The sequence below is a fragment of the Bradyrhizobium sp. P5_C11_2 genome (assembly GCF_054049755.1).
The window spans coordinates 1-26095 of record NZ_JBFULT010000017.1 but is presented as its reverse complement, the minus strand read 5'-3'; the positions used below and the strand labels follow the sequence as shown (position 1 = coordinate 26095).

The 26095-nt window shown below is 65.3% G+C and carries 19 protein-coding genes; 9 read left to right on the top strand and 10 right to left on the bottom strand.

Annotated features, from left to right (window positions below; genetic code table 11):
• Positions 1–8 precede the first annotated feature (8 nt).
• Genes ACXJL8_RS03635 through ACXJL8_RS03615 form a run of 5 tightly spaced genes read right to left on the bottom strand, consistent with a single transcriptional unit; the run spans position 9 to position 5868 of the window.
• Positions 9–935 carry a 2-hydroxyacid dehydrogenase gene (locus tag ACXJL8_RS03635; protein WP_456617916.1) on the bottom strand — a complete coding sequence of 309 codons (927 nt, stop codon included), beginning with the start codon at positions 933–935 and terminating at the stop codon, positions 9–11.
• 12 nt (positions 936–947) lie between these two features.
• Positions 948–2276, bottom strand: coding sequence for an NAD(P)/FAD-dependent oxidoreductase (locus ACXJL8_RS03630; protein ID WP_456617917.1), 1329 nt, complete (start codon positions 2274–2276; stop codon positions 948–950).
• A 43-nt stretch (positions 2277–2319) separates the two neighbouring features.
• Positions 2320–3195, bottom strand: a complete 876-nt coding sequence (locus ACXJL8_RS03625) for an ABC transporter permease (RefSeq protein ID WP_456617918.1) — start codon at positions 3193–3195, stop codon at positions 2320–2322.
• Positions 3196–3198: 3 nt separating this feature from the next.
• Positions 3199–4149, bottom strand: coding sequence for an ABC transporter permease (locus ACXJL8_RS03620; RefSeq protein ID WP_456617919.1), 951 nt, complete (start codon positions 4147–4149; stop codon positions 3199–3201).
• A gap of 27 nt (positions 4150–4176) precedes the next feature.
• Entirely contained in the window at positions 4177–5868 is a 1692-nt protein-coding gene (locus ACXJL8_RS03615) for a peptide ABC transporter substrate-binding protein (protein ID WP_456617920.1), read from the bottom strand.
• A gap of 217 nt (positions 5869–6085) precedes the next feature.
• Here ACXJL8_RS03615 and ACXJL8_RS03610 point away from each other — a divergent pair, with 217 nt between their 5' ends.
• On the top strand, positions 6086–6718 hold the full coding sequence (locus ACXJL8_RS03610) for a cupin domain-containing protein (RefSeq protein WP_456617921.1): 633 nt from the start codon (positions 6086–6088) through the stop codon (positions 6716–6718).
• A 133-nt stretch (positions 6719–6851) separates the two neighbouring features.
• Positions 6852–8723 carry an ATP-binding protein gene (locus ACXJL8_RS03605; protein WP_456684635.1) on the top strand — a complete coding sequence of 624 codons (1872 nt, stop codon included), beginning with the start codon at positions 6852–6854 and terminating at the stop codon, positions 8721–8723.
• A 15-nt stretch (positions 8724–8738) separates the two neighbouring features.
• Here ACXJL8_RS03605 and ACXJL8_RS03600 read toward each other — a convergent pair whose 3' ends face one another.
• Positions 8739–9758, bottom strand: a complete 1020-nt coding sequence (locus ACXJL8_RS03600; RefSeq protein ID WP_456617923.1) for an AraC family transcriptional regulator — start codon at positions 9756–9758, stop codon at positions 8739–8741.
• A gap of 187 nt (positions 9759–9945) precedes the next feature.
• Here ACXJL8_RS03600 and ACXJL8_RS03595 point away from each other — a divergent pair, with 187 nt between their 5' ends.
• The 3 genes from ACXJL8_RS03595 to ACXJL8_RS03585 all read left to right on the top strand — a co-directional run bounded on the left by ACXJL8_RS03595 (position 9946) and on the right by ACXJL8_RS03585 (position 13169).
• A complete protein-coding gene (locus tag ACXJL8_RS03595; protein WP_456617924.1) occupies positions 9946–10395 on the top strand; it encodes a cupin domain-containing protein in 450 nt (149 codons plus the stop codon).
• Positions 10396–10501: 106 nt separating this feature from the next.
• On the top strand, positions 10502–11992 hold the full coding sequence (locus ACXJL8_RS03590; RefSeq protein WP_456617925.1) for a flavin-containing monooxygenase: 1491 nt from the start codon (positions 10502–10504) through the stop codon (positions 11990–11992).
• Positions 11993–12095: 103 nt separating this feature from the next.
• Positions 12096–13169, top strand: coding sequence for a hypothetical protein (locus ACXJL8_RS03585; RefSeq protein WP_456617926.1), 1074 nt, complete (start codon positions 12096–12098; stop codon positions 13167–13169).
• Between the two features lie 24 nt (positions 13170–13193).
• Here ACXJL8_RS03585 and ACXJL8_RS03580 read toward each other — a convergent pair whose 3' ends face one another.
• The 3 genes from ACXJL8_RS03580 to ACXJL8_RS03570 form a co-directional block, all read right to left on the bottom strand.
• Positions 13194–14540, bottom strand: coding sequence for a cytochrome-c peroxidase (locus ACXJL8_RS03580; RefSeq protein ID WP_456617927.1), 1347 nt, complete (start codon positions 14538–14540; stop codon positions 13194–13196).
• A gap of 16 nt (positions 14541–14556) precedes the next feature.
• Positions 14557–16278: a phospholipase C gene (locus tag ACXJL8_RS03575; protein ID WP_456617928.1), complete on the bottom strand. Its 1722-nt coding sequence runs from the start codon at positions 16276–16278 to the stop codon at positions 14557–14559.
• Positions 16279–16466: 188 nt separating this feature from the next.
• Positions 16467–17258 (bottom strand): ABC transporter substrate-binding protein, encoded by a 792-nt coding sequence (locus ACXJL8_RS03570; protein ID WP_456617929.1) that lies wholly within the window; start codon positions 17256–17258, stop codon positions 16467–16469.
• Between the two features lie 262 nt (positions 17259–17520).
• On the opposite strand from ACXJL8_RS03570, the gene ACXJL8_RS03565 reads away from it, so the two are divergent.
• Both ACXJL8_RS03565 and ACXJL8_RS03560 read left to right on the top strand, forming a co-directional pair.
• Entirely contained in the window at positions 17521–18714 is a 1194-nt protein-coding gene (locus tag ACXJL8_RS03565) for an efflux RND transporter periplasmic adaptor subunit (protein ID WP_456617930.1), read from the top strand.
• Between the two features lie 37 nt (positions 18715–18751).
• Positions 18752–21910, top strand: coding sequence for an efflux RND transporter permease subunit (locus tag ACXJL8_RS03560; RefSeq protein ID WP_456617931.1), 3159 nt, complete (start codon positions 18752–18754; stop codon positions 21908–21910).
• 347 nt (positions 21911–22257) lie between these two features.
• Here ACXJL8_RS03560 and ACXJL8_RS03555 read toward each other — a convergent pair whose 3' ends face one another.
• Positions 22258–23430 carry an MFS transporter gene (locus ACXJL8_RS03555; RefSeq protein ID WP_456617932.1) on the bottom strand — a complete coding sequence of 391 codons (1173 nt, stop codon included), beginning with the start codon at positions 23428–23430 and terminating at the stop codon, positions 22258–22260.
• A 51-nt stretch (positions 23431–23481) separates the two neighbouring features.
• Here ACXJL8_RS03555 and ACXJL8_RS03550 point away from each other — a divergent pair, with 51 nt between their 5' ends.
• On the top strand, positions 23482–24291 hold the full coding sequence (locus ACXJL8_RS03550) for an AraC family transcriptional regulator (RefSeq protein ID WP_456617933.1): 810 nt from the start codon (positions 23482–23484) through the stop codon (positions 24289–24291).
• 298 nt (positions 24292–24589) lie between these two features.
• Positions 24590–25942, top strand: a complete 1353-nt coding sequence (locus ACXJL8_RS03545) for a malonyl-CoA decarboxylase (protein WP_456684634.1) — start codon at positions 24590–24592, stop codon at positions 25940–25942.
• Positions 25943–26095: the final 153 nt, after the last annotated feature.

The following is a 26095-nucleotide window of genomic DNA, read 5'->3' as shown; positions in this document are numbered from 1 at the left end:
CGAGAGCCCTAATAGCCGCGACTACGGTCGACGCGCCCCGGCAGGTCTTCGCCGCGGCGATGACGCGCGATGACATCGAGCACATAGTCGACGGCCGTGTCCGGCGTCGTCATGCTCGCATTGTGTGGAGTTACCAGGATGCGCGGGTGGCTCCAGAACGGATGGCCCGCGGGTAGCGGCTCGGGCTCGGTGACGTCGAGCACCGCGCCCGACAATGCGCCGCTGTCGAGCGCCGCGAGGACATCGGCTTCGACCAGATGCGGGCCACGCCCGACATTGACAAGGGAGGCACCACGCGGCAGGCGCGCGAACAGATCGGCATTCAGGATGCCGCGCGTCTCGTCGGTCAGCGGCAGCAGACAGACAAGAATATCGGTCTGCGCAAGGAACTCCGGCAATGCGTCCGCGCCCGCATAGCAGGTCACACCCTCGATATCCCGCGGCGAGCGATTCCAGCCGGCAAGCGGAAAGCCGAACGCCTTGAGCCGTTCGAGCACGGCCTGGCCGAGCTGCCCGAGCCCCATCACGCCGACGCGACGACGTTTGGCCGGCGTGATCCGGATCTCGCGCCACACCTGCTCCTTCTGCTGGGCCATGAAGTCCAGGAGATCGCGATGCAGCGCCAGCACGGCCATGGTGACGTATTCCACCATGGTCTCGGCGATGCCGGGCTCGAGCATGCGCACCAGCGGAATATGCAGCGGAACTTTGGTGGCGTCGAACTGGTCGACGCCGGCGCCGACCGAGAAGACGAGCTCGAGATTTGGAAACGTCGCCGCGATGTCATCCGGCGGCACCCACGCCACGAGATAGCGCACCTCGGCGGGATCGCCGATATCGGGCCAGAGCCGGAACGGCAAATGCGGCGCGCGCTCGGCGAAGAAGGTCGCCCATTCCGCGCCGCGCACCATGTTGGCCTTGTAGAGAACCGTCATACCGCCACGCTCTCAGAACGGGCTGACCGGCGCGAGCCGGCGGCCGTCGATCATGCGCTTGTGGCTGTAGGCCACCGGGTCGACCAGCGGCGTCGAGCCCGTCACGATGTCGGCGGCGAGCTTGCCGGCCGCGGGGCCAATGCCGAAACCGTGGCCGGAAAAGCCGGTCGCAAGGAAGAAGCCGGGCAAGGCATCGACCGGCGAGATCACCGGAATGGTGTCGGGCGTGCAGTCGATCGTGCCGCCCCAGGCTTCCGCGATCTCGATATCCTTCAACTCGGGGTTCGAGTTGATCAGCGACGCGAGCGCCGCATTGACCAGCGACATGTCCGGCTCCGGATCGCGCACGCGTTCGGTCTCGAACGGCGACGGTTTGTCGAAGCTCCAGCTCGTGCCACGCACCATCTGGTCGAAGAACGACTTGCCGAACGACAGCTTCAGCCCGTTGCGGCGATGCAGATAGGTCGGCCAGAACGTCCGCGCGTAGCGGAACAGATCGGGCGACAGCTCCACCGTGCCGCGGTTGCGCAGCGCCAGCGTGAAGCCGCCGTCGAGGCGGCGGCGGATGCAGTAGAAATCGGTGCCGAGCGCACCGGAGGTGATTTCCGGCCCCGGCGTGGTCCGGCACGCGGTGGCGTTGACGAGGCCGATCGGCAGCTCGATGCCGTGGCGCCGGCAGAACAGCGACGACCACGCGCCGCCCGACAGCAGCACGGATTGGGTGCGAATGGTGCCCTTCTCGGTGACGACGGCGCTGACCCGCCCGCCTTGGGTCTCGAGCCCGCGCGCGGCGCAGCCCTGGTGAATGGTGACGCCGTGCTTGCGCGCCGCGCTGGCGAGCGCCGGCACCGCCATCGACGGCTCGGCGCGCCCGTCACTCGGCGTGTGCAAACCGCCGACCCATTTGTCGGCGCTGCCGGGCAGGCGCTCGGCGACCTCGGCCGGCGTCAGGACCGTGGAGTGAACCTGCTGCTCGCGCGCCATCGCCGCCCAGCGCTCCCAACTCGCGAGCTCGTCCTTGCTCTTGGTCAGGAACAGCACGCCGGTGCGGCGGAAGCCGGCATCGACACCGGCGTCGTTCTGCATGTCCTCCCACAGCCGCAGCGCCTCTCGCGCAAGCGGGATCTCCTCGCGGGCGCGGCCCTGCTGGCGGCACCAGCCCCAATTGCGGCTCGACTGCTCGCCGCCGACATGTCCCTTTTCGACCAGCGCGACGGAAAGACCCTTCTTCGCCAGATGATAGGCCGCGGAGACGCCGATGACGCCGCCGCCGATGACGACGGCGTCCACCTGCGCCGGCAGGCGATCGTCGCTATTTATACGGTTGAGCGGCGGGGACATGGGACACTCCGGATATTCAGTTCGGTCGAAGCAGGTTTGCGCGTCATGGGATGTTCATCCGCGGATCGAGCGCATCGCGCAGGCCGTCGCCGAGGAAGTTGAAGCTCGTCACCGCGAGGGTGATGGCGAGGCCCGGCGCGATCGCGAGCCACGGCGCGCTGGTCAGATAGATCTGGGCGTTGTTGAGCATGTTGCCCCAGCTCGCCGCCGGCGGCTGGATGCCGTAGCCGAGATAGCTGAGATAGGATTCGAGCAGGATCGCCTTGGCAACGTTCAGTGTCGCCGCCACCACGATCGGCGCGATCGCATTGGGCACGAGCTCGCGGAACATGATCCGCAGGTTCGACGAACCGAAGGCGAGCGCGGCAACGGCGAATTCGCGTTCTCTGAGCGATCGCACCTGGGCTTCGACGACGCGGGCCACCCACATCCAGGCAGTGGCCGCGATCAGCAAGGTGGTGGTGACGAAGCCGGGCTCGATAAGCGCTGCGAGCACAAGCAGCAGGAAGATGGTCGGAAAGCACAGCACGGCATCGACGAGCCGCATCAACACGGCGCCGACCACGCCGCCATAAAACCCGGCAAAGGCGCCGACCACGACACCGACCACCATCGCGATCACCATCGCGACGATGCCGATCGACAACGACACCCGCCCGCCCATCATCAGCCGCGCCAGCACGTCGCGGCCGAGCTCGTCGGTGCCGAGAATGTGCGCGCCCGAGAGCGGCGGCGCGAACCGCTTCATGATGTCGATATAGGTGTCGTCGAACGGAAGGAGATAAGGACCGAGTGCCGAACCCAGGACAAGGACGAGAATGATCAACGCGCCGGCGAGTGCCAGCCGGTGGCGGCGGAATCGCAGCCAGGCAGCCTGGCCGGGCGCGAGCTGGTCTGTGGAGAGAACCGCCGTCGTCATCGCCTAGCCCACCCGGATGCGCGGATCGACGACGGCATAAAGGATGTCGGCCAGCAGCGAGCCGATCAGCACCATCGTCGCCGAGAACATCAGGATGCCCATCACCACGGGATAGTCGCGATAGCCGATGGAATCGAGGAACAGCCGGCCCATGCCGGGCCAGGTGAACACGGTCTCGGCCACCAGCGCGCCGCCGAGCAGCGTGGGAAGCTGGAGGCCGGCCACCGTGATCATCGGCAGCAGTGCGTTGCGCAGGGCGTGCACCGTGAGGATGCGCCATTCCGGCATGCCCTTGGCGCGCGCGGTGCGGATGTAATCCTGGTTGATGACCTCCAACATGGACGAGCGCATGAAGCGGCCCCACATCGCGGTCTCGACCAGCGCCAGCACGATCGCCGGCGCGATCAGATGATGCAACAGGTCGAGGAAGGAGCCGTCGCCGACGGTCTCGCGGTTGCCGGCCGGCAACCAGCCGAGCGTCACCGAGAACACGTAGATGATGACGAGGCCGAACCAGAATGTCGGGATCGACAAAGCGATCATGGCGCCGACGGTTGCGAGCATGTCGAACAGCGAATAGCGCCGCAGCGCGCCAAGGATGCCGATCCAGCAGCCGAGCAGCACCGCGATGATGGTCGCCGTCGCCATCAGCTCCAGGGTGGCGCCGAGATGCGACGAGATCACGGACAGCACCGCCTCGCTGTCGCGATAGGAGCGACCCCAATCGCCCTTGAGCATGCGGCCGAACCAGTCGAGATACTGGATCGGCAACGGCCGATCGAGGCCGAGCTGCTTGGTTACGCGGTCGAGATCCTCCTGCGTCATCTGCGCGGAGGCGGCGAACTGCGAGAGCGGACCGCCCGGCGCCAGATGCAGGATGGCGAAGCCGATCGCCGAGACGATCACAAGCAGCATGATCGCCTGCGCCAGGCGATTGGCGACGTAACGGGCCATCTCAGGCGATCCAGCGAGCCGGAGACATCAGGCCCAATACCATTCGCGCATGTTCCAGCTGTTGATCGACATGTTGATGTTGGGACGGAAGCCTTGCAGCCCCTCCTTCACGCCCTCGGCGATGAAGCTCTGGAACAGCGGCAGGATAGCGAGGTCGTTGCGGATGAGCTTTTGCAGCTCGCCATAGGTCGCCTTGCGCTGCGCCAGGTCGAATTGCTTGGCGCCTTGGGAAAGCAGCCGGTCGGCCTCCGCGTTCTGGTATTGATAAGTGTTGTAGCCGCGGCCGCCCTTGGCGGGAATGGCACCGGAGCCGAAGCGCGGCGTCACGTCGGGGTCGCTGCCCAGCATGAAGTTCACGCCGACGATCACCGAATTGAACTTCGATTGCTGCCAGAAGTCGCCCCAGATCACGGCCGCCGGCATGTTGTTGACGCGCATCGTCGCGCCAATGGCCCGCCAGTCCTGGATCAGGAGCTGCTGGCACTGCTCGCGCACGGCACTGCCCGCTGTCGTCGAGTTGGTGAATTCGAGCTTGACGCCGCCCTTCTCGCGAATGCCGCTGGAGCCGCGGACCCAGCCCGCAGCATCGAGCAGCGCATTGGCCTTGGCAGGATCGTATTTGTGCTGCGGCAGCCCTTGCTGAAACGACCAGGCCTGATTCGGCACGAAGCTCTCGGTCTGCGTCGGCAGGCCGTAATAGAGCGCGTCGATGATCGCCTGCTTGTTGATGCCGAGATAGAGCGCCTCGCGCACGGCGCGGTCGGCAAAGGGACCGAATTCCAGGTTGGGCGCGATATGCTCCACCGAGGAGGTCGAGGAGACGAAGATCTTGCGGCCCTTCAGCGTCTTCGCCTCCTGCACGAAGTTCGGCAGGATGCCCGCGAGGCCCGTATAGTCGACCTGGCCGGTGCGGAACTGCGTGTAGAGCACGGTGAGGTCGGGAATGTATTTGAACACCACGCGTTCGACGTACGGCCCCTTGCCGTGGTAGCCGGTGTTGGCGTTCAGCAGGATGTGGTCGCCGGGCACGCGCTCGCCCCAGCGGAACGGGCCGGTGCCGACCGGCGCATTGTGGAATGGCGAAGCGTTCGGATCGGACACCTTCTCCAGGATGTGCTTGGGCACGATGAAGGTGAACGACCCCAGGATCGACATATAGGGCGAGTAGGCCGCTTCCATCCGCCAATGGATCTCGTCGGGCGCCACGACCGTGATGTCCTTGACGAGGCTATGGCCGACCCGGCTGCGCGCGCGGAAACCGGGATTGTTGATCAGCTCGATGGAGAATTTGACGTCCTCCGCCGTGAACGGCGTGCCGTCGTGCCACTTCACGTCGCTGCGCAGCTTGATCTTCCAGGTCAACCCGTCGGCCGACAGGCCGCCATTCTCGAGGGTCGGCACTTCGCGGGCGAGGTCGGGAACGAAATTCCCGTCGGGATCGATGTACCAGAGCGGCGAAAACACCTGCCAGCAGATGCCCTGATCGACCTCGATGTTTGGCATCAGCGGATGGAAGACGGTCGGCTCCTGCGACAGCGCCGCGATCACCTGCCCGCGCGGCTTGTCCGGCGGATTGGTCGGGCGCTCGGTCTGCGCGAAGGCGCTGCCTGCAAGGCTCCATCCCGCGGCGGCGCCGGCCCCGAGCTGGAAGAACTGACGGCGATTCGGAATGCCGAGTTGCAGTGCCCCAACGCCGAACTTGCCGGTGTCGTCTGCCATGACCACTCTCCGTTGTCGCACGCGGCACCGTCTCCCGCGCCCCCAGACCCCGGCAAGGGACAGGAGTGGGCTTTAGTGCTTCTAAATTTTTCTATCAAAAGTTCATCATGACTAAATACAGCTGTCAATCACATTGCTAGTATGCGCGACCTTTTCACTCTGACTAATCCCTCGGACCGATGTGGTCCGGCGGCGCGATGATGCATGGGAGAGCGACATGGATGGTCGCGGCGACACCAACGGTCCGAAGGACACCCCGACGATCGACAACGACGACGCCGTCGATCAGCGCCTCGGCGAGACCGTCCGGCTGCTGCGTCAGCGCGCCGGCCTCTCGATCCAGGACGTCGCCAACCGTACCGGGCTCTCCAACGGCATGATCAGCCAGCTCGAACGCGCGCGCGCCATGCCGTCGATACGCACGCTGCGCCTGCTCAGCATCGCCCTCGACGTTCCCATTTCCTATTTCTTCGAGACCAGCGATCCCAGCGACGTTCAGCACTACATCGTACGCAAGAACAACCGGCGGCTGCTGCGGCTCACCGCCAGCGGCGTCGTCAAGGAAGCCCTGACGCCGGAAGGCAAGGGCCAGCTCGAACTCTACGAGCTCACGCTCAATCCCGGCGCCTCGTCCGGCACCGACTTCCTGCAGCACACCGGCGAGAAGGCCGGCTATATCCTGTCCGGCAGCCTGCGGCTGTGGCTCGACAACCAGGCCCATCTGCTCGAGGCCGGCGACAGTTTCCGTTTCCCGAGCATCGTGCCCCACATGTTCGACAATCCCACCCAGCAGGTGGCCCGCGTGATCTGGGTGACGACGCTGCAGCAGACCGATTCGCCCGCAGGTTGAGCCCGCCGGGCCCTGTTCGCCGGCCCGCCGCGCCGCAAAATTGACCCTCGACCGAGACACGGGCAGTCTATAGCCCAAATGAAGCGCCCCCTCGACAGGGCGGGCCCGCGGCTGGCGTCTTGGGTGCAAGACCATGAAACTCAGGGGGATCGTGACATTTGCGATGGCCACGCAGGTCATCGTGACCGCCGCGATCCTTCTCGCCTCCTATGCCGGGGCCGGCACCGGCCCGCACGGTTTCGGCACGGCCCAGATCCTCGCCCTGCTGGCGAGCGGTGTCGTTGCGGTGCTGCTCGCGCATCTGTGCACGCGCGCGATCGAGGCGTCGCCGGCGAAGCGGGCCGCGCAATCGGCCGATCCGGCGCAGGCCGGCGCGGATGGCGCACGGATGGYGCAGGCCATCATCAAGGCCGCGCTCGATGCCTTCCTCCAGACTGACGAAACCGGGCTCGTCGTGGAATGGAGCGCCCAGGCCGAGGCTCTGACCGGATGGACGCGACGCGAGGCTGTTGGCGCCGACGTCGTCGACCTCGTCGTCGCCGAGCCCCTGCGCGACGGTTTCAGGCGACGCATGACGCGGCTGGTGCCGGAATTATCGGTCGCGCCGACCGGCATGCGCTTCGAAGTGACGTTGATCCACAGGAACGGCGATCGGATCCTGACCGAAGCTTCCAGCACCGCGCTGCGGCTGGGAGAGCGTTACGTCGTCAGTACCTTCGTGAGAGACATCACCCAGAAGCGCGCCGCCGAGGAGCAGCTGATCCAGGCCCAGAAGATGGAAGCGGTCGGCCAGCTCACCGGCGGCATCGCGCACGAGTTCAACAACATGCTCACGGTGATCACGGGGACGATCGAGATCCTCGCCGACGCCGTGAAGGACAATCCGCCGCTTGCGACCATCACCAAGCTGATCAGCGAGGCGGCCGACCGCGGCGCCGCGCTGACCTCGAGCCTGCTCTCCTTCGCGCGCAAGCAGGCGCTGAAGCCGGCCGAGATCGACGTCAACGAGCTGCTCGAAGAAATCGCAAAGCTGCTGCTCGCGACCTTCGACAAGAAGATCGAGATCGTGACGAAGCTCGATGGCAACATCTGGCTCGCCCTCGTCGACCGCGGACAATTGAGCTCGGCGCTGCTCAATCTCGCGATCAATGCGCGCGACGCGATGCCCGAGGGCGGCAAGCTCACGCTGACGACGCGCAATGCCGTGTTCGGCGTCCGCGAAGCCGTGGCGGTCGGCGTCGGCTATGCCGGCGACTACGTCGAGATCGAGATCGCCGATACCGGCACGGGCATTCCACAGGCCATTCTCGAGCGGATCTTCGATCCCTTCTTCTCGACCAAGGAGGTCGGCAAGGGAACGGGGCTCGGACTCAGCATGGTGTTCGGCTTCGCCAAGCAGTCCGGCGGCGGCATCAAGGTCTCCTCCGCGGAAGGCCGCGGCACGACATTCGCGATCTATTTGCCGAAGGCAAATGCCAGCGCGCTTCGCCCCGCGGGCTATGACAATCGCAAGGTCGTGGGCGGGAGCGAAACCATCCTCTGCGTCGAGGACGACCGCGACGTCCGCCAATACGTCACCGTCCAGCTCGAGAGCCTCGGCTACAAGGTCGTCGCCGCCGGCAACGCGACCGAAGCCCTCGCCATCGCCGCCGAAGGCACGCCGTTCGATCTGCTGTTCACCGACATCGTGATGGCCGGCGGCATCAACGGCCGGGAGCTTGCCGGGCAATTGGTCGCGGTGCGGCCGTCATTGCGTGTCCTGTTCACGTCCGGATACGCCTACGACTCGCTCCATGCGCAGGGACGCGCCGGGCATGGCGCGCCGCTGCTGACAAAACCCTACCGGAAGGCCGAGCTGGCGCGCATGCTGCGCCGATGTCTGGACACCGCGGTCGATTCCGTCGGCGATCCGATTCCGACGCCCTATTCGGTGCAGGCCGATGTCGAGCGCTTCTTGCGCAAGCAGGCGACTGAAGACGACGGCGCGACGCGATCGCGCAAGTAGGTTTTCCCTGCGCCACTAGCTCATCCGCCGCCGCAGCGTCGCTGACGGAGTCTCGCCGAACTTTTCGCGATAGGCGCCGGCCATGCGGCCGAGATGGGTGAAGCCGAGATCGAAGGCGATCTCGGTGATCGAAATGTCCAGCTCGGCTTGCGCGAGCCGGGTATGGAGACTGGCGAGGCGCATGTCGAGCAGCATCTGCGAGATCGACACGCCGAAATGGCGGCGGAAACCGAGCTGTAGCGCGCGGATGCCGATCCCGGACACACAGGCGAGGTGCGCAAGGTCGAGCGGCTCGCAGGCATTCGCCGCGAGGCAGTCCCGCGCGGTGTGCAGCGCGCGCGGCAGACGCTCGCCCTGGCCCGAGAACGTTCTGATCGCGTCGGACAGGCCATGGCGCTGGCCGCCGAGGAGGTGATGGAGCAGCGCCTCGCGCCAGCCCGCGGTCGCAGCCGGTGAAAGCCGGCCGGACGGTCCGAGACCTTCGGCGAGCATCATCAGCTCGACGATCTTCGCCGCGAGGCCGCGCGCGGCCGGCGCGTTCAGGTCGAGCGCCGGGTCGAACTCGACCGCGCCGGTCGCCCTGCCCGACAACGCGGCTGCGCGCTGCTCGACCATGCGGCGGTCGAGCAGCAGGATCGCTTGCGCAGAGTCGGTCCAGACCATCCGGGTCGGGATCGTCGGCGACAACAGCGACGCCGTCCGTGCCGGCGCGGTCTCGAGCGCGCAGGCGCCGGCACGAATGTGGGCCGTGCCCCTCAGCGGGATCTGCACCAGGAAGAAGCGCTCGAGGCAGCCGGGATCGATGGTGACGGATCCGCCATAGGCGACATAGTTGATGGAAAAGCCGTCGAAGTCGGCACAATTGTGCCTGGCCGAGAAACCCGACGTCCGCATCGGCGTCAGATCATGCGGGCAGAAGATGCGCCCGACCTGCTCGGCCGCCTCGTCGGCGTCGTCGGTGGTGACGCGGGCGAAAGCCGCGAGCCTTTCGGCCGCGGAGCGAGGCGCGCTCATTTCCAGCTCGGCTGCGGGCATCGTCGACCACGCTTCGCATCACGGAATATTTTAAACCTATAATAATTCCCCGTCCCCGGAAAGAGCCCTGTCGCAAAAACGTCGCGCCGCACGGCAGCGGACGTGTTCGGATTCGTTTAGCGGATAGACAGCCGCCCGCGCCTGACCGAAGCTCCCCCCTCGTCGGGATCCACGATGGAGGCGAGCCATGACTGCACTCGAGAAGGGCATTACCGCGAACGGCACCGGCTATGGCGGCAAGACCTGGAACATTCTGGGCCAGGTCTATTTTCCCAAGGCCGTCACCGATTCCACCTTCGCATTCGAGACCAACAGCGAGCCGGGCCAGTTCGTGCCGGTGCACATCCACCCGACCCAGGACGAGTTCATCCTGGTGCAGGAGGGTGTCCTCGATCTCAAGCTCGACGGCCAGTGGGTCAAGGCCAAGGCCGGCGACCTCGTGCGCATGCCGCGCGGCATTCCGCACGGCTATTTCAACAAGTCCGACAAGCCGTGCCGCGCGCTGTTCTGGGTCTCGCCGATGCAGAAGCTGGAGGCGCTGTTCAACCAGCTGCACGATCTGACGGACCCGGCCGAGGTGGTGCGCATCTCGGCCCTGCACGAGGTCGACTTCCTGCCGCCTGAAGCCAACGACTAGGCGGCCGGCCTCCCCCCATGTCCGTCTCGTCGCAGGTCCAGCGGCCGCGCAGCGCGGCTGAACGCGGCCTGCTGCACCCAGAACATTCGAGCTCGCGAGCAATCCCATGGTCAGTCCAAAGCATGTCTGCGTGATCGGCGCCGGCGTCTCCGGCCTTGCCGCCGCAAAGGCGTTCTCGACCCGCGGTCACCGGGTCACCATCATCGAACGCAGCGCCGATCTCGGCGGCGTCTGGGAGCCGGCGCGCTCCTATCCGGAGGTGCAGACCCAGAGCCCGAAGGAGCTCTACCGCTACACCGACCGCGCCATGCCCGAAGCCTATCCGGAATGGCCGACCGGACCGCAGGTCCACGCTTACCTCACCGACTACGCGCGAAGTCATGGCCTCGACCGCATGCTGCGTTTCAACACCAGCGTGTCGGACATGGCGCGGCGCGCCGACGGCAGACCGGGCTGGACGCTCGCGCTCTCGGACAAGGACGGCGCGTCCTCGAGCGAAGATTTCGACTTCGTCGCGGTCTGCACCGGACAGTTCAACGAGCCGCGGGAGCTGCGCTGCCCCGGCGAAGACGGCTTTGTCGCGCAGGGCGGGCAGATCCTGCATTCATCGAAATACAACGATCCTCACCTGGCGAAAGGACGGCGCGTCGTCGTGCTCGGCGGATCGAAATCGGCCACCGACATCGCGGTGAACGCGGTGAAGGCGGGCGCACGCGAGGTGACGATCGTGATGCGCGAGCCGGTCTGGCGCATTCCTTACTTCATCGGCGGTCTCGTCAACTTCAAGCGCATCCTCTACATCCGCGCGCAGGAGGAGATGTTTCCGGGATGGGGCATCAGCGCGATGGCACGGCTTGCGCATCGCATTGCCGCGCCCTTGGTGTGGGCGAATTGGCGCGGGCTGGAGAGCCTGTTGAAGGCACAGCTCAAGCTGAAGCAATGCAACATGGTGCCGAAAGAGCGGATCGAGGATGGCGTCAACTGCTCGGTGCCGATCGCAACGCCCGGCTTCCATCCGATGGTGGCCGACGGCCGCATCAAGGCCGTGTTCGGCAGCTTCGACCATTACGACGGCGACACCATCGTGATGAGCGGCGGCGAGCGGGTGGCGGCCGATGTCGCGGTGCTCGCGATCGGCTACAAGCTCGGCGTGCCGTTCCTGCCCGACGCGTACCAGGCCAAGCTGGTCGATGCGGACGGGCAGTACCGGCTCTATCGCCTGATCGCCAATCCCGACCTGCCGGAGCTCGGCTTCGTCGGCTTCAACTCTTCGTTCTGCACCGTGCTCTGCGCCGACCTCGCCGCCAACTGGCTGGTCCGTTACGCCGACGGACAGCTCGCACGCCAGCCGAGCGCGCAACAGATGCGCGACAACATCGAGATGATGCTGCACTTCAAGCGGGTCGAACGGCCGGCCGCCGGCGTCTATGGCGGCCTCTGCGTCGCGCCCTATCACTACCGTCATTTCGACGAGCTGATGGCCGACATCGGCGCCAGGGAGCAGAAGCGCGGCGGGCTCGCGGGCCGCTTCCTGCCGCCGGATGCAGATGCCTATGCGCGGTTTCTCGCCTCCGCGCCGGATTACCAGGCGGCGTGAGGCGGCGAATTCGGGCCGCGTGGGAATTTGCCGCTCGCCAGCCCTCGCCTCCGATGCTTACGATCCCCCTGGCCATCGAATCGACAGGCCCAGGGAACCGGCCATGAGAGCACGATATCACGCCGCCGCAATCATAGCGGCGCTTGGGCTGATCCTCGCATCGCCCGCCGTGAGCCAACCGGGCCCGCTCACGACGAAGCAATCCGATGCGGTTGCCGCCTATGATCGCGCGCTCGGCGATTTCAAAGCCATCCTTGCCGAGCGGCGCGGCCAGATCGAGGCGAAGCAGCCGCTGCCGAACCTGCCGGGACAGGCCATCTATCTTGCCCGCGTCGCGGTGATCAGTGCTTACAAGGATCTCACGGACGTCATGCCGTCGAGGATCGGCCGACCCAACAAGTTCGAGATCCCTCCAGCCTATTTCGATGCCGACATCGAACCTCTGATCGACGAATACGGAAAGCTGTTCGACCTCATGGAGGCGCCGCCCGCCGGCGCGCAAGCCTCGGCCACGCCGTTCAAGGACGTCGTCGATCTCGCCAGCGCGATCGCGCGGGTCAAGGGGCTTGCGCCGGTGCACGCCGAAGCGGCGGGGCGGATCAGCCTCGGGCTGTTCTTTGCGGAGACCAACGGCAAGCAGAATGTCCGCAACGGCCGCTCGAACACCTATATGGGCAGCTTGCAAACCGGCCCGTCCGAAGACCGGAACGGGCGCAGGAAATGGGAGGCCATCAAGGCAGAGATCGCGGCGGCCGATCCCGAACTGAACGCGCGCGACGACAAGGAAGAGGCGCGGGCCCGCGGCACCGATCACCGCTTCAATCACTGGACCAACGTGCGCGACGGCCTCATGAATGCGCATGCGGACGTCTTCCGCGAAATCCCAGCGATCGTGAAGACGCTGCCAGACCCGATCGACCAGATGAAGCTGTTCGAGCTGATCCAGATCATTCCCACGCCAACGCGGTCCGCACTCAAGTCAGGCGATCTGCTCGACTACAGGGTGTCCAGTCCCACGATCATGAAACATCTGCGCAACAACAGCATCTTCGCCTTCGGGCAGGCCGACCGGGCGCGAACCTCGGCGAGCTTCCGCGAGATTCTTGGCGCGATGTGGTTGTTCAACCGGAAGTTCGAGAAAGCGATGACGAAATACGCAGAGATCAAGCCGCGCTGAGGGGCGGTACGCAATGTTGGGTCATCAGTTCTCCAGCCTGTAGCCGTCCGTCAGCGTCTTCAGGAACGCGATGATGTCGGCTTCGTCCTGCTCCGTCATCGCCGGCTTGTCGCCGGGGTGCCGGTCGAAGGGCGGATCGGTGACGTCGACATTGGCGTGATATTTTTGCGGGAGGTCGTTGTACTTCTGAACCGCGCCGTCGGCCGCACGCGGAAACACCCTTTCCGGATTGGTGTCGCGGAAATTGTAGAAATCCAGCACCTCGTCGAGGGTCTTGAAGACGCCGTTGTGGAAGAACGCGCGGCGGATCGCCGTGTTGCGCAGCGTCGGCGTCAGGAACATGCCGCAATATTGCGTCTGGTCGGAAATGTCGGTGCGGTGCGGGCCGCAGACGCCGAGATCGAAGTAATTCGGGTCGCGATTGGCGGCGAGCGCGGCATTGCGCGGCGCGCCGAGCGCCTCGTACTGGTGGTCGGTGAACAGCGGCGGCAGGCCATCACGGGTCGGCGCCGAGGTATGGCAGCCGGCGCAATTGGCCTTGTCGGGATCGTTGAACAATTGCAGGCCGCGCAGCTCGCTTTCGCTCAGCCGCGCCTTGCCCTCGAGCCAGTAGTCATACTTGCTGGTGTAGGGATGGAAGCTCGGCTCCTCCACCTGATAACGCGCCACCGCAAACATCGCCTCGGCGATCAGGAGCCTCTGATTTTTGAGCACACCTGCGCCGAACAGCTCGACGAAACGCTGCACGTAAGGCGCGCGGCGCAGCTTGTCCGCGACGATCTCGGCGCTGCCGCCGTCCATCTCGTTGGGGTCGAGCAGCGGGAAGAGCGCCTGATCCTGAAGCGTGTCGGCGCGGCCGTCCCAGAACAGGCCGCCCTGCGGCACGATGTTCGCAGCCGACGCCGCGGTGCCGCCCGCGGTTTTCGTCGCGCGTGCGGCCTGCTGACCGAGCGCGGCCATCTGCGCGAGATCGATGACGTTGTCGTCGTCGCCCTTGTCGGGGCCGATGCTGAAATTCGGGTGGCGATCGAGATATGTCAGCGACGGCACCGCGCGTGCGCCTTGCCGCGACAAGCTCGCGCCACCGAGCATCACCGGCCCGTCATTGGGTGGACCGTAGGCATGATCCTGACTGTGGCAGGACGCGCATGACAGCGTGCCGGACGAAGACAGCGAGGCGTCGAGGAATATCTCCCTGCCGAGCTGCGCCATCGCGGACAGCGGAGCTGTGGGCGGACGCATGAGACGAACCGGATTGGGGTTCGCGCCGGCCGAATTCGCCTCCGCGAAGCCTTGCGTCTCGGCGGCAAAGACGGCGCCGGCCAGCGCGAGCAGGCCGACGCCGAGAAGCCACATGGTGCGGCTGTTCATAAGTTGTCCCGTTGGACTAGTGGTGGTGGTGCTCGTCCGGCGGGCTGACAATGACCGTGCCGGAGGTCGGATCGAGGAACAGAGCGTCCATCCGGAAGTCGTGGCGATGGTCCTGATCGAAGTCGAACAGGTCCATGATCGATCCGGCGGAGGCGTCGAACGAACCGCCGCCCAGACGCCGGCCGCGCAGCCAATTGTCCTCGATGAACCGCACCACGGAGGCCTGCGAGATATAGGTGTGGCTGACGAAATTCGACTTGGCGTAGGGCGAGACCACGATGAAGGGCACGCGCGTGCCGGGACCGCAGCGGCCGTTCACCGGCTGGCCGCCGAGGCCCTTCGGCGCTGGCTGTTTCTGCGGACCGAGGCCGCACAGGCCGGGGCCGTTGACCTGATCGGCGGTCGGATCATAGGAGGCGTTCTTCGGCGCAACGTACTGATGGTCGTACCAGCCGTCGGAGTCGTCATAGGTGATGATGACGGCGGTCTCGCGCCACTCCGGCTGCTTCTGGAGGAAGTTGATCAGTTCGACATTGCCGACCTGCTCGTCGAGCGGATCGGAGTTGCCGGCATGACCGTCCTGGAAGGCCGGCATCTTGATGTAGGAGACGGCCGGGAAATTGCCGGCCTTCACCGCCGCATAGAAGTCCTCGAGATCGTAGCCGTGGTTGGCCGGATCGAGGGTCTTGCCGTCCATCGCGTAGGTATGGCCGACCGCATGGACCGAGCTCGGCCGCGCATGGGTCGGGTTGGCGGTGGACTTGAAGTACTGGAAGAAGGCGTGGTGCGGGCTGTAATCGACGATGGTGCCGTTGACGTTGCTCGAGAAGGTGCTGCGCCCGCAACCGGTGGTGCCGTTGGCGTTCTTGAGCGTCAGGTCGAAGCCGCCCATGAAGCTGCCCCAGCTGATGTGCTCGTCGTTGAGGAGATCGCCGACGTTCTTGCCGGTCATCAACATGGTGCTCGTCGTGCTCGAGCATGAATCGTAGCCCGGGTCGGTGTCGCCGATCAGCGTCAGGCCGCCCTGGCCATCGGCGATCGACGCCGACGTGCCGACGATGTTCTGCACGCCGTTGGTCTGGCCCGAGACCACCTCGAGCATGCCGGGCGTCGACGGGCCGAACGTGTCGGTCCAGTGATTGTCGCTCATGGCGAAGTGCTGGGCGTAGTTCCAGAACGCGGTGACGGTGTTGCCGTCGAAATAGCCCATCACCTGGCCGTTGGTGCCGAACGCGCCGGCGCCGCCGGCGGTGCCGCGGCCGGTGAATTTCGGGAACAGGTCTTCCTTGCCGTTGTCCACGGCCTGCTGCTCGGGCGTGTAGGAGTGGTTCTGCGAGCGCGTGTTGGCCTGGGTGCGGTCGAGCCGGAACGGATCGGTCGCGCCGGTGCCGTTGGCCGGGCTGTTGTTCGGGTTATGGACCAGCAGATTCGCCGTGACGAGGTTGTTGACCTTCGGCGTGTGCGGCTTGGGCACGAAGGGGATCGAGCCCGACGGATTGGCCGCGTTCGGATAGGTCGCAAAGTAATGATCGAACGAGCGGTTTTCGTTGAAGATGATGACGAGATGCTTGATCGGCGTCTCGGTGTGGATGTCGTGCGGATGGCGATGATGATCGCGATCATGGTCATGATCTTGATCCTGCCCCCGACCGAAATCGTCTGCGAGGACCGGAATGCTGCACGCAAGTGCCGTCGCGGCCGCGAAAATCGCGGCCGTCGCAAGAAGTCTGGATTTCATCGTTTTTGCCCCGAAGGAATGACGCCGACCTTCGGGACCTTAGCGAACACGGGTGACAGAGCTGTGTCAGTTTGACGCAAGCGACAATTTGCGCAATTGCTCCGACAAGATTTTTCACAATCGCAAAGACGATCCGGACACCGCCGCGCCACCACGAGACCGCGGCGCAAGGTCCAGATTCGACAGCGTTATTCCGTCCGGATCGGCGTGTCCTTCAGGCCGTTGTTGTCATAGGCCTTGCGCAGCGTGCCATTCGTCACCGCCTCGTTCATGAACCTGGTTACGAAGGTCAGCGCCTGGCTGTGGCCGAGCGGCACGGCGACGGCAGTCACCGTCTTCTTGAACGTCTCGTCGAGGACGCGCGAGCCGGGAATCTTCTGCGCCATCTTGTTGAGCTGGTCGCGCGACAGCGCGAAGGCGTCGATCTCGCCGCTCTTCAGCAGGCTGAAGATCTCGTCATAAGTCTGATAGCCCGTGACCTTCGCATGCTTCAGATGCGCGATCGCACCGCGCATGGTGGTCGTCGCGTTGACGGCCGCGACCTTGATGCCGGGCTGGTCGAGCGTGCCGAAACTGGTGATGCTCGAGCCAGGCTTGACAATGTAGGTGGCGTCCGCGACCTCGTAGATCGGGCCGAACATCATTTTGGTCTCGCGCTCGGGATCCTTGGGCAGCCAGGTCACATCCCAGGTGCCTTTCGACGCCGCGTCGGTGATCTGTCCGGAATTCTGGTGCACGACATATTCGACGGGCACGCCGAGTTGCGCGGCCATCGCCTTGCCGAGATCGACCGGCACGCCGGCATAGCCCGCTTCCGTCTTGGTCGACCAGAACGCACCACCCGCGGGGCTGATCGCGATCGCGACGCGCAGTTTTCCGGTCGGCGCGATGTCCTCTTTCAGGCCATCAGCTAGCGCGGGCATGGCAACCACCGCTGCGAGAACGAGGCCGGCGAGAGCCGACCGGAGTGGCATTGGCATGTCATTTTCTCCTCGCGTTTCTTCTTATCTTGTCCGCTTATCTTGTCTGCTTCTTTTCCGTCCGCCTCACGCCCGTCGCGCGGCCTTCGACAATTCTGGTCGATCGTGCGCGCGATGAAAAGCCATTTGTCATGACAAACCTGTCAAAGGCCACGCTGCCGTTTGCAGTGCAAGGCCCGCGACTGCCATGGCTATGGTGTTCCACGCCCGGTCATTTGTTGCTAGCCTGCCGCACCGACAGACAGCAATCGGGGGCCATCGAATGACCTGCGCGAATTCCGCATCTCCCGCACAACGCAATGGAGAGTGGAGACGTATCGGGCGGGCGCTGGCCGCCGCGGCGACGCTGATCGCGCTCGCCGGCTGCGAGGACAAGAACAGTTTCGTGGCGCCGCCGCCGCCCAAGGTGGACGTCGCAGCGCCCGTGCAGCGCGCGGTGACCCGCTATGTCGAGGCCACCGGCACCACCGCGCCGATCAAGAGTGTCGATCTCGTGGCGCGCGTGCAGGGCTTTCTGCAATCGATCGACTACACGGACGGCACTTTCGTCAAGCAGGGCACCCAGCTGTTCACGATCGAGCCGGACACCTACAAGCTCAAGCTCGAGCAGGCGCAGGCGGCCGAGGTCGGCGCGCAGGCCACGCTCAAGCAGGCCGAAGCCGATTTCAAGCGACAGGTCGATCTCGTGCAGCGCCAGGCGGTTTCGCAGGCGACRCTGGACACCTCGACCTCGACCCGCGACAACGCCCAGGCCAGTCTCCAGCAGGCCCAGGTCAATACGAGGCTCGCCGAGGTCAATTACGGCTACACCAAGGTCAGCGCGCCGTTCGACGGCATCGTGAGCGCGCACCTGGTCTCGGTCGGCGAACTCGTCGGCGTCTCCTCCCCGACCCAGCTCGCAACCATCGTCGCGATGGATCCGATCTGGGTGAACTTCACGGTCAACGAGCAGGATGTGCTGCGCATCCGCGCCGAGGCGCAGCGGCGCGGACTGACGCCGGTCGATCTCAAGCAGTTTCCGATCCAGGTGGGCCTGCAGACCGAGACCGGCTATCCGCATGAAGGACACCTCGACTACGTCGCGCCGACCCTCAATACATCGACGGGCACGCTCGCGGTGCGCGGCGTCTTGCCCAACGACAAGCGGGCGCTGCTGCCCGGCTATTTCGTCCGCGTCMGGGTGCCCTTCGACCAGGACAAGAGCGCCCTCCTCGTTCCCGACACCGCGCTCGGCAGCGACCAGGGCGGCCGCTATCTCCTGGTGGTCAACAGCGACAACATTGTCGAGCAGCGCAAGGTGCAGATCGGTCCCCTGGACAACGGCCTGCGCGTGATCGAGAGCGGCCTGAAGCCGGACGACCGCGTCGTCATCGCAGGGCTGCTCCGGGTGATCCCTGGCCAGAAGATCGACCCGCAAGTCACGAAGATCGAGCAGCCGCAGGCGTCGGCCAAGTGATCTGCCAAGTGATCTGCCAAGTGAGGGGCCGCCGGCCATGATCTCAAAATTCTTCATCGAGCGCCCGGTCCTCTCGAACGTCATCGCGCTTCTGATGATCCTGATCGGCGGCGTGGCGCTGTTCAACCTCGCGATCGCGCAATATCCGGACGTGGTGCCGCCGACGGTGCAGGTGACGACGCGCTATCCCGGCGCCAGCGCCAAGACCGTGATCGACACGGTTGCCTTGCCGATAGAACAACAGGTCAACGGCGTCGAGGACATGCTCTACATGCAGTCCTACAGCGGCTCCGACGGCACCTATACGCTGACCGTGACCTTCAAGATCGGCACCGACCTCAACTTCGCGCAGGTGCTGGTGCAGAACCGCGTCTCCAGCGCGCTGTCGCAGCTGCCGACCTCCGTGCAGAACCAGGGCGTCACCGTGCAGAAGAGATCGACCTCGATCCTGCTGTTCGTGACGCTGACCTCGCCGGATTCCAGGTTCGACAGCCTCTACCTGAGCAACTACGCCACCATCAACATCCGCGACGAGCTCTCCCGCCTGCCCGGCGTCGGCAACGTCACGGTGTTCGGCGCCGGCCAGTATTCGATGCGGGTCTGGCTCGATCCCAACAAGCTGCAAGTCCGTGGCCTCGTGCCGCAGGACGTCATCAACGCAATCCAGCAGCAGAGCCAGCAGGTCTCGGCCGGCCAGGTCGGCGCGCCGCCGACGCCGCCGGGCCAGGCGTTCCAGTACACGCTCAACGTCAACGGAAGGCTCGACGACACCACCCAGTTCGAGAACATCATCGTCAAATCAGGCACCAGCGGCGACGTCACGCGCGTGCGCGACGTCGGCTGGGTCGAATTGGGCGCGCAGACCTACAGTCAGATCTTCTCGCTGAACAAGCAGCCCGCCACCGGCATCGGCGTGTTCCAGTCGCCCGGCGCCAATGCGCTCCAGGTCGAGCAGGCCGTCGAGAAGAAGATGGCGGAGCTCGCCAAGCGTTTCCCCGAAGGCATCAAATACGACACCCCGTTCGACACCACCAAGTTCGTGCAGGCCTCGGTGCACGAGGTCTACATGACGCTGATCGAGGCTGGCCTGCTGGTGCTGGTCGTGATCCTGGTGTTCCTGCAGGACTGGCGCGCCATGCTGGTGCCGGCGACCACGGTGCCGGTGACCATCATCGGCGCCTTCGCCGCAATGGCGGCGCTCGGCTTCACGATCAACATGTCGACGCTGTTCGCGATCGTGCTGGCGATCGGCATCGTGGTCGACGACGCCATCGTCGTGGTCGAAGGCGCCGCCCACAATATCGAGCAGGGCATGAACGGCCACGACGCCGCGATCAGGGCGATGGACCAGCTGTTCGCGCCGATCGTCGGCATCACCCTGGTACTGATCTCGGTGTTCCTGCCGGCATCGTTCCTCGCCGGCCTCACGGGCCGCATCTATTCGCAGTTCGCGCTGGTGATCGCGGCAACCGCGCTGCTCAGCGCCATCAACGCGGCGACGCTGAAGCCGACGCAATGCGCGCTCTGGCTGCGGCCGGCGGTGCCGCCGGAGCAGCGCAACTTCTTCTACCGGGGCTTCAACGCCGTCTACAACCGCGTCGAGCGCGGCTACATCCGGCTGATCGGATTCCTGGTCAGGCACGCCACGGCGTCGGTTGCGGTTGCACTGGTCCTGATCGGGATCGGCGGCTACGGCCTGTCGCGGGTGCCGACCGGCTTCCTGCCGATCGAGGACCAGGGCTATCTGATCGCCGCCGTGCAGCTGCCCGACGGCGCCTCGCTGGAACGGACCCAGAAGGTGCTCGACCGGGCCAGCGAGCTCATCAAAGAGACGCCGGGCGTCCAGCAGGTCATCACCATCGCCGGCATCTCCGCACTCGACAACAGCGCCAGCCTTGCCAATGCCGGCGTCGCCTACATCATCCTGAAGGACTGGGACGCGCGCAAGGGACCCGGCGAGGACCTGCGTTCGCTGGTGTACGGGCTGAACGACAAGCTCGCGGTCATCATGGAAGCGCGCACCCTGGTGCTGCCGCCGCCGCCGATCCAGGGCATCGGCAACGCGGCCGGCTTCTCGATGCAGGTCGAGCTGCGCGACGGCAACAGCGATTTCGCAAAGCTCCAGGCCATCACCGGCGCAATGGTCTCCAACGCCCAGAGCCAGAGCGCGCTGCAGCGCGTCCAATCCTCGTTCCGCTCGTCGGTGCCGCAATTCAATGTCGAGATCGACCGCATCAAGACCCAGACCCTGCACGTGACGACGGACCAGGTGTTCGCGGCGCTCTCGACCTATCTCGGCTCGTCCTATGTCAACCAGTTCAACAAGTTCGGCCGCGTGTTCCAGGTCTATACCCAGGCCGATCCGGCGTTCCGCGTCACCGAGCGCGACATCGCCAACATGCAGGTGCGCAACTCGAACGGCGACATGATCCCGACCGGCACCGTCGCCAAGATCACGCCGGTCACGGGCCCGTCGCTGATCAGCCTCTACAACCTCTATCCGTCCTCGACCATCATCGGCCTGCCGGCGCAGGGCTATTCCTCCGGCCAGTCGCTGCAACTGATGGAAGAGATCGCGGACAAGACGCTGCCGCCGGGCACCGGCTATGAATGGACCGCGATGTCCTATCAGGAGAAGGCGGTCAGTAACCAGATCTACTGGGTGTTCGGGCTCGCGATGCTGCTGGTCTATCTCGTGCTCGCCGGCCAGTACGAGAGCTGGTACGCGCCGATCTCGGTGATCCTCGCGGTGCCGTTGTCGCTGATCGGGCCGATGCTGATCCTCAACGCCTTGAAGATCGACAACAACCTCTATTGCCAGATCGGCCTGATCCTGCTGATCGCGCTGTCGGCCAAGAACGCGATCCTGATCGTCGAGGTCGGGCTCGAGCTGCATAACCGCGACGGCAGGCCCGTGCTGGAATCCGCGATCGAGGCGGCGCGCGCCCGCTTCCGCCCGATCCTGATGACCTCGTTCGCCTTCATCCTCGGCGTGGTCCCGCTGGTGATCGCGACCGGTGCCGGCGCCAGTGCCCGCAAATCGATCGGCATCACGGTGTTCTCGGGCATGCTGGCCTCGACCTGCCTCGCGGTGCTGTTCGTGCCGGCCTTCTTCGTGGTGGTGCAGCGGTTCGAGAATTGGCGGGCGTCGAAGAAGGCGCCGAAGGCGCAGCCGGTCGCGGAGGTGAAGTCCTAGCTGGACGGAAGCCCCCTCCGACAAAAAATGCGCAAACAACCCCATGCACAGTAGAGATGGGGTTGAAAAGACTTGAGAAATTTCGGCCTTGCCGAAATGACTTGCTCCGTCGGGCAAAACACCGGCATGATGGCATCATGGGTGGCGTGCATGGCGTATCGCGACGTCCGCCGTCTCCCCCGTCATTCCGAGCGTCTCTTCCCGTCATTCCGGGGCGCGCCGACAGGCGCGAGCTATGATGCGCAATTGCGCATCTGAGAATCCATCGAGCAACAGAGACCGCGGAGAAATGGATTCCGGGCTCGTCGCTACGCGACGCCCCGGAATGGCGGCAGGGTTGAATCCCCTCACACCGCCTGCGGCGTCCTGATCTCGCGCGGCAGGATGAGCGCGGCGGCGATCGCGAGCAGGCAGAGTGCGGCAAACGCGTGCAGCATGGTGACGAAGCCGCCCTGCTCGTAGAGCCAGGCGACCAGGCCGACGGAGGCGCCGGCCGCGGTGAAGCCGACGAAATAGCGCACCGCATAGGCACGCGAGCGCCACTCCTCGGTGGTGTATTTGCCAACCATGGCGTCGTTGACCGTGACCTGCCCGAACGCACCCATGACGATGCCGATCGAAACCAGAATCAGCGGCAGGTTGGACAGGCTCGCCGCCAGATACAAAAACGGCGCCAGCATGAAGGACAGCGGCAGCGCCACCGCCTTCAGCGAATAGCGGTCGAGCAGCCGGCCGATCGTGTACTGGGTCATCGCGCCGAACACGTAGACGCAGGCCGCGATGACGCCGAGCAGCGCCGGACTTTTCGTGAGGTCCGCGAGCCGCTCCGCGAACAGCTTTGGCAGCGCGACGGTCACCGCGTTGAAGGTCGTGGAGATCGCGATCACCACGATCAGCAGCGCCAGGATCACGCGCCACATGTCCTGCTTCGCCACCCGCGCCTGCGCCGCGGCCTGCTTCGAGCCCTTGCGGTCCTCATGCACGACCATCATCGCAAACGCGATGCCGATCAGGATCGTCACCACGCCGGGAACGATGAAGGCGAAGCGCCAGCCGAGATATTGCCCGATCACGCCGGTGACCAGTGCGGACGAGGCAACGCCGAGATTGCCCCAGACGCCGTTCAGCCCCATCTCGCGGCCGAGCTTGTCGGCATAGGACACGATCATGGCGGTCCCGACGGGGTGGTAGATCGAGGCGAAGATGCCGATCGCGAACAGCGCCGCGCCGAGCTGCGGCGGCGTCTGCACGAAGCCGACCGAGATCATGGCGGCGCCAATGCCGATGAAGAAGATCAGCATCATGTGGCGGCGGCTCCAGCGGTCGCCGAGCCAGCCGGTGAGCAGCGAACCCGCGCCGAAGGCGATGAAACCCGGCGTCGCATAAGGCAGCAGTTCCGAATAGGCCATGCCGAGCGCCGGCCCCATGATGATCACGGCGGCGGCGAAGATCAGCATCGCATAATGGTCGATGAAATGGCCTGCGTTGACGAAGCCGATCACCCGGCCGGGACTGTTCATTCCGAATCCTCTCCTGCTCCGAAATGAGTTATATGTCCTGGGCATGACGGGATGCTGCCAATGACTGTCGTCGAAACGCCAATCCTGCGGGAGGTCCGGAGCAACCATCGCTCGCCCGCGGGCGTGCACCTGGTCGCGCGCGACTACCCCAAGGGAATGCGGCTCGACCCGCACATGCACCGCGAGGCGCAGCTGGTCTATGCGGCCAAGGGCACGATGCAGGTGACGACGCCCAAGGGCCGCTGGCTGGTGCCGCCGGACCGCGCGGTCTGGGTGCCGGCCGGGCTCGAGCATGCCATCGATCTGCTGGCCGACATCGAGTTGCGCACGCTGTATTTCGACCTGCCGTGGCTGAAGCGCGAGCAGCGCCTCAAGAGCCTGACCAAGGAATTCGTGGTGCGGGTGTCGCCGCTGCTCAACCAGGCGATCCTCGCATTGTTCGACGCCCGCAACACTGAGGAACGCACCGAGCTGCTGGTGCGCCTGGTGATGCTGGAATTGCACCAGGCCGAGGATTCCGCGACCTTCGTGCCGCTGCCGCGCGAGCCGCGCTGCCGGCGCGCCGCCATGATCGTGCTCGACGATCCCACCGGCCTGCACGACATCGACACGCTGGCGCGCGAGGTCGCAACCTCCGCGCGCACGCTGTCGCGGCTGTTCTCGACGGAGACGCAACTGAGCTTCAAGAGCTGGTGCCAGCGCGCCCGCATCGCGGCCGCCATCGAAAGGCTGTCGACGGATGCCAATGTCTCGGTCAAGCAGCTCGCCGCCCAGCTCGGCTATGCCAGCGTTCCCGCCTTCTCGGCCGCGTTCCGCCAGGTCACGGGGCGGACACCGACGGAGTTTGCGGGGAAGGGGTAGCGGCCGCTCCGAACTCGCGGCGATTGCCGCGACACACGCGGTGTCATCGCCCGGCTTGACCGGGCGATCCAGTACTCCGAGACGGCGCGGCTAGAATCGAAAAGCCGCGGGGTACTGGATGCCCCGCCTTCGCGGGGCATGACAGTGGGGCATGACAGTCTCCGCGGGGCATGACAGCCTTCGTGGGATGCATGGCACAGCTAAAGATGCAGAATACGACTGCTTGATTGTGATCGGCTTCCGCCTAAATCCCGTGTAAGCTTCCGCAACGCACAAACCGGAATCGAAAAAAGCCCAGATGGCCAACGCCTTCTTCTCCGACCTGCTCGCCACGATTTCCGAGCGCGGCCGCACGCTGCTTCGTCGCGGCGATACCTCGGATACCAAACAGGACGCCGACGGGCTGATCGAGCTCTGCGGCGCGCTGCTCTCGGGCCGGGGGGAGGCCTCCGGCACCGCGATGGYGCGCGAGGTGCTCGATCTCTACCAGGAGCTGGATGCGACCGGACGCCGCGCCTTCTTCGAGGCACTGGTGCGCGACTTCGGGCCGGACCGGGAACGGCTGTCCAAGGCCATCGAGAAATGGCGCGCCAAGCCCAGCGACGAGGACGCGAGCTCGCTGCATTTCGCTTCCGAGCCGCGCCGGCAGGAGCTGATCCGCCGCCTCAACCGCGCGCCCGGCGGCACCGGCGATCTCGTCAACATGCGCGCCGATCTGCTCGGCATGATGAAGGGGCACACCGATTTCGCCGCGCTCGATCGCGACGTCTCACATCTTCTCTCGTCGTGGTTCAACAGGGGGTTTCTCGTGCTGCGCCGGATTGACTGGTCGACCCCGGCCAACATCCTCGAAAAGATCATTCGTTACGAAGCAGTCCACGAGATCAGCGACTGGGACGATCTGCGCCGCCGCATCGATCCGGTCGACCRCCGCTGCTACGCCTTCTTCCATCCGGCGATGGTGGACGAGCCGCTGATCTTCGTCGAGGTCGCGCTGACCGAGACCATCCCCGGCGCGATTCAACCCCTGCTCGCGGTCGACCGTCAGTCCGTCGCGATCGAGCGCGCCCGCACCGCCGTGTTCTACTCGATCTCCAATACCCAGCGCGGTCTCGGCGGCATCTCCTTCGGCAGCTTCCTGATCAAGCAGGTGGTCGAGGAGCTGCGCCGCGAAACGCCGAAGCTCGACACGTTCGTGACGCTGTCGCCGGTGCCCGGCTTCATGCAGTGGGTGAAGCAGGACAAGGACCTGCCGCTGTCGGACGAGGATCGCGAGCTGCTGAAGCGCCTCGACGAGCCGAAATGGTTCGAGGATGCGGACGCGACCGCGCAGTTGCGCAGCGTGATCGAACCGCTCGCCGCCCACTACTTCCTGAAAGCACGCACGCCAAAGGGCAAGCTGATCGATTCCGTCGCCCGTTTCCATCTCGGCAACGGCGCCCGTCTCGAGCGCATCAACTGGCTCGGCGACCTCTCGCCGAAGGGCCTGCGCGAATCGGCCGGCGTGATGGTCAACTACCTCTACCGCCTCGACGACATCGAGAAGAACCACGAGGCCTATGCCAATGACGGCGAAGTCGTCGCCTCGAGCGCGGTGAAGAAGCTGCTGAAGGGCGAAGGCCGGCGGCTGCTGGATATGCGGTTGTCGTGATCGCGAGAACGCTGCCTCCTCAACGTCGTTCCGGCGAAGGCCGGGACCCATAACCACAGGATTAGGTTTGGCGAAGATTCGGAGTTACCAGTTCGCCCCATAACTCCTCCCTGGGGTTATGGGTCCCGGCCTTCGCCGGGACGACAGCGGGGT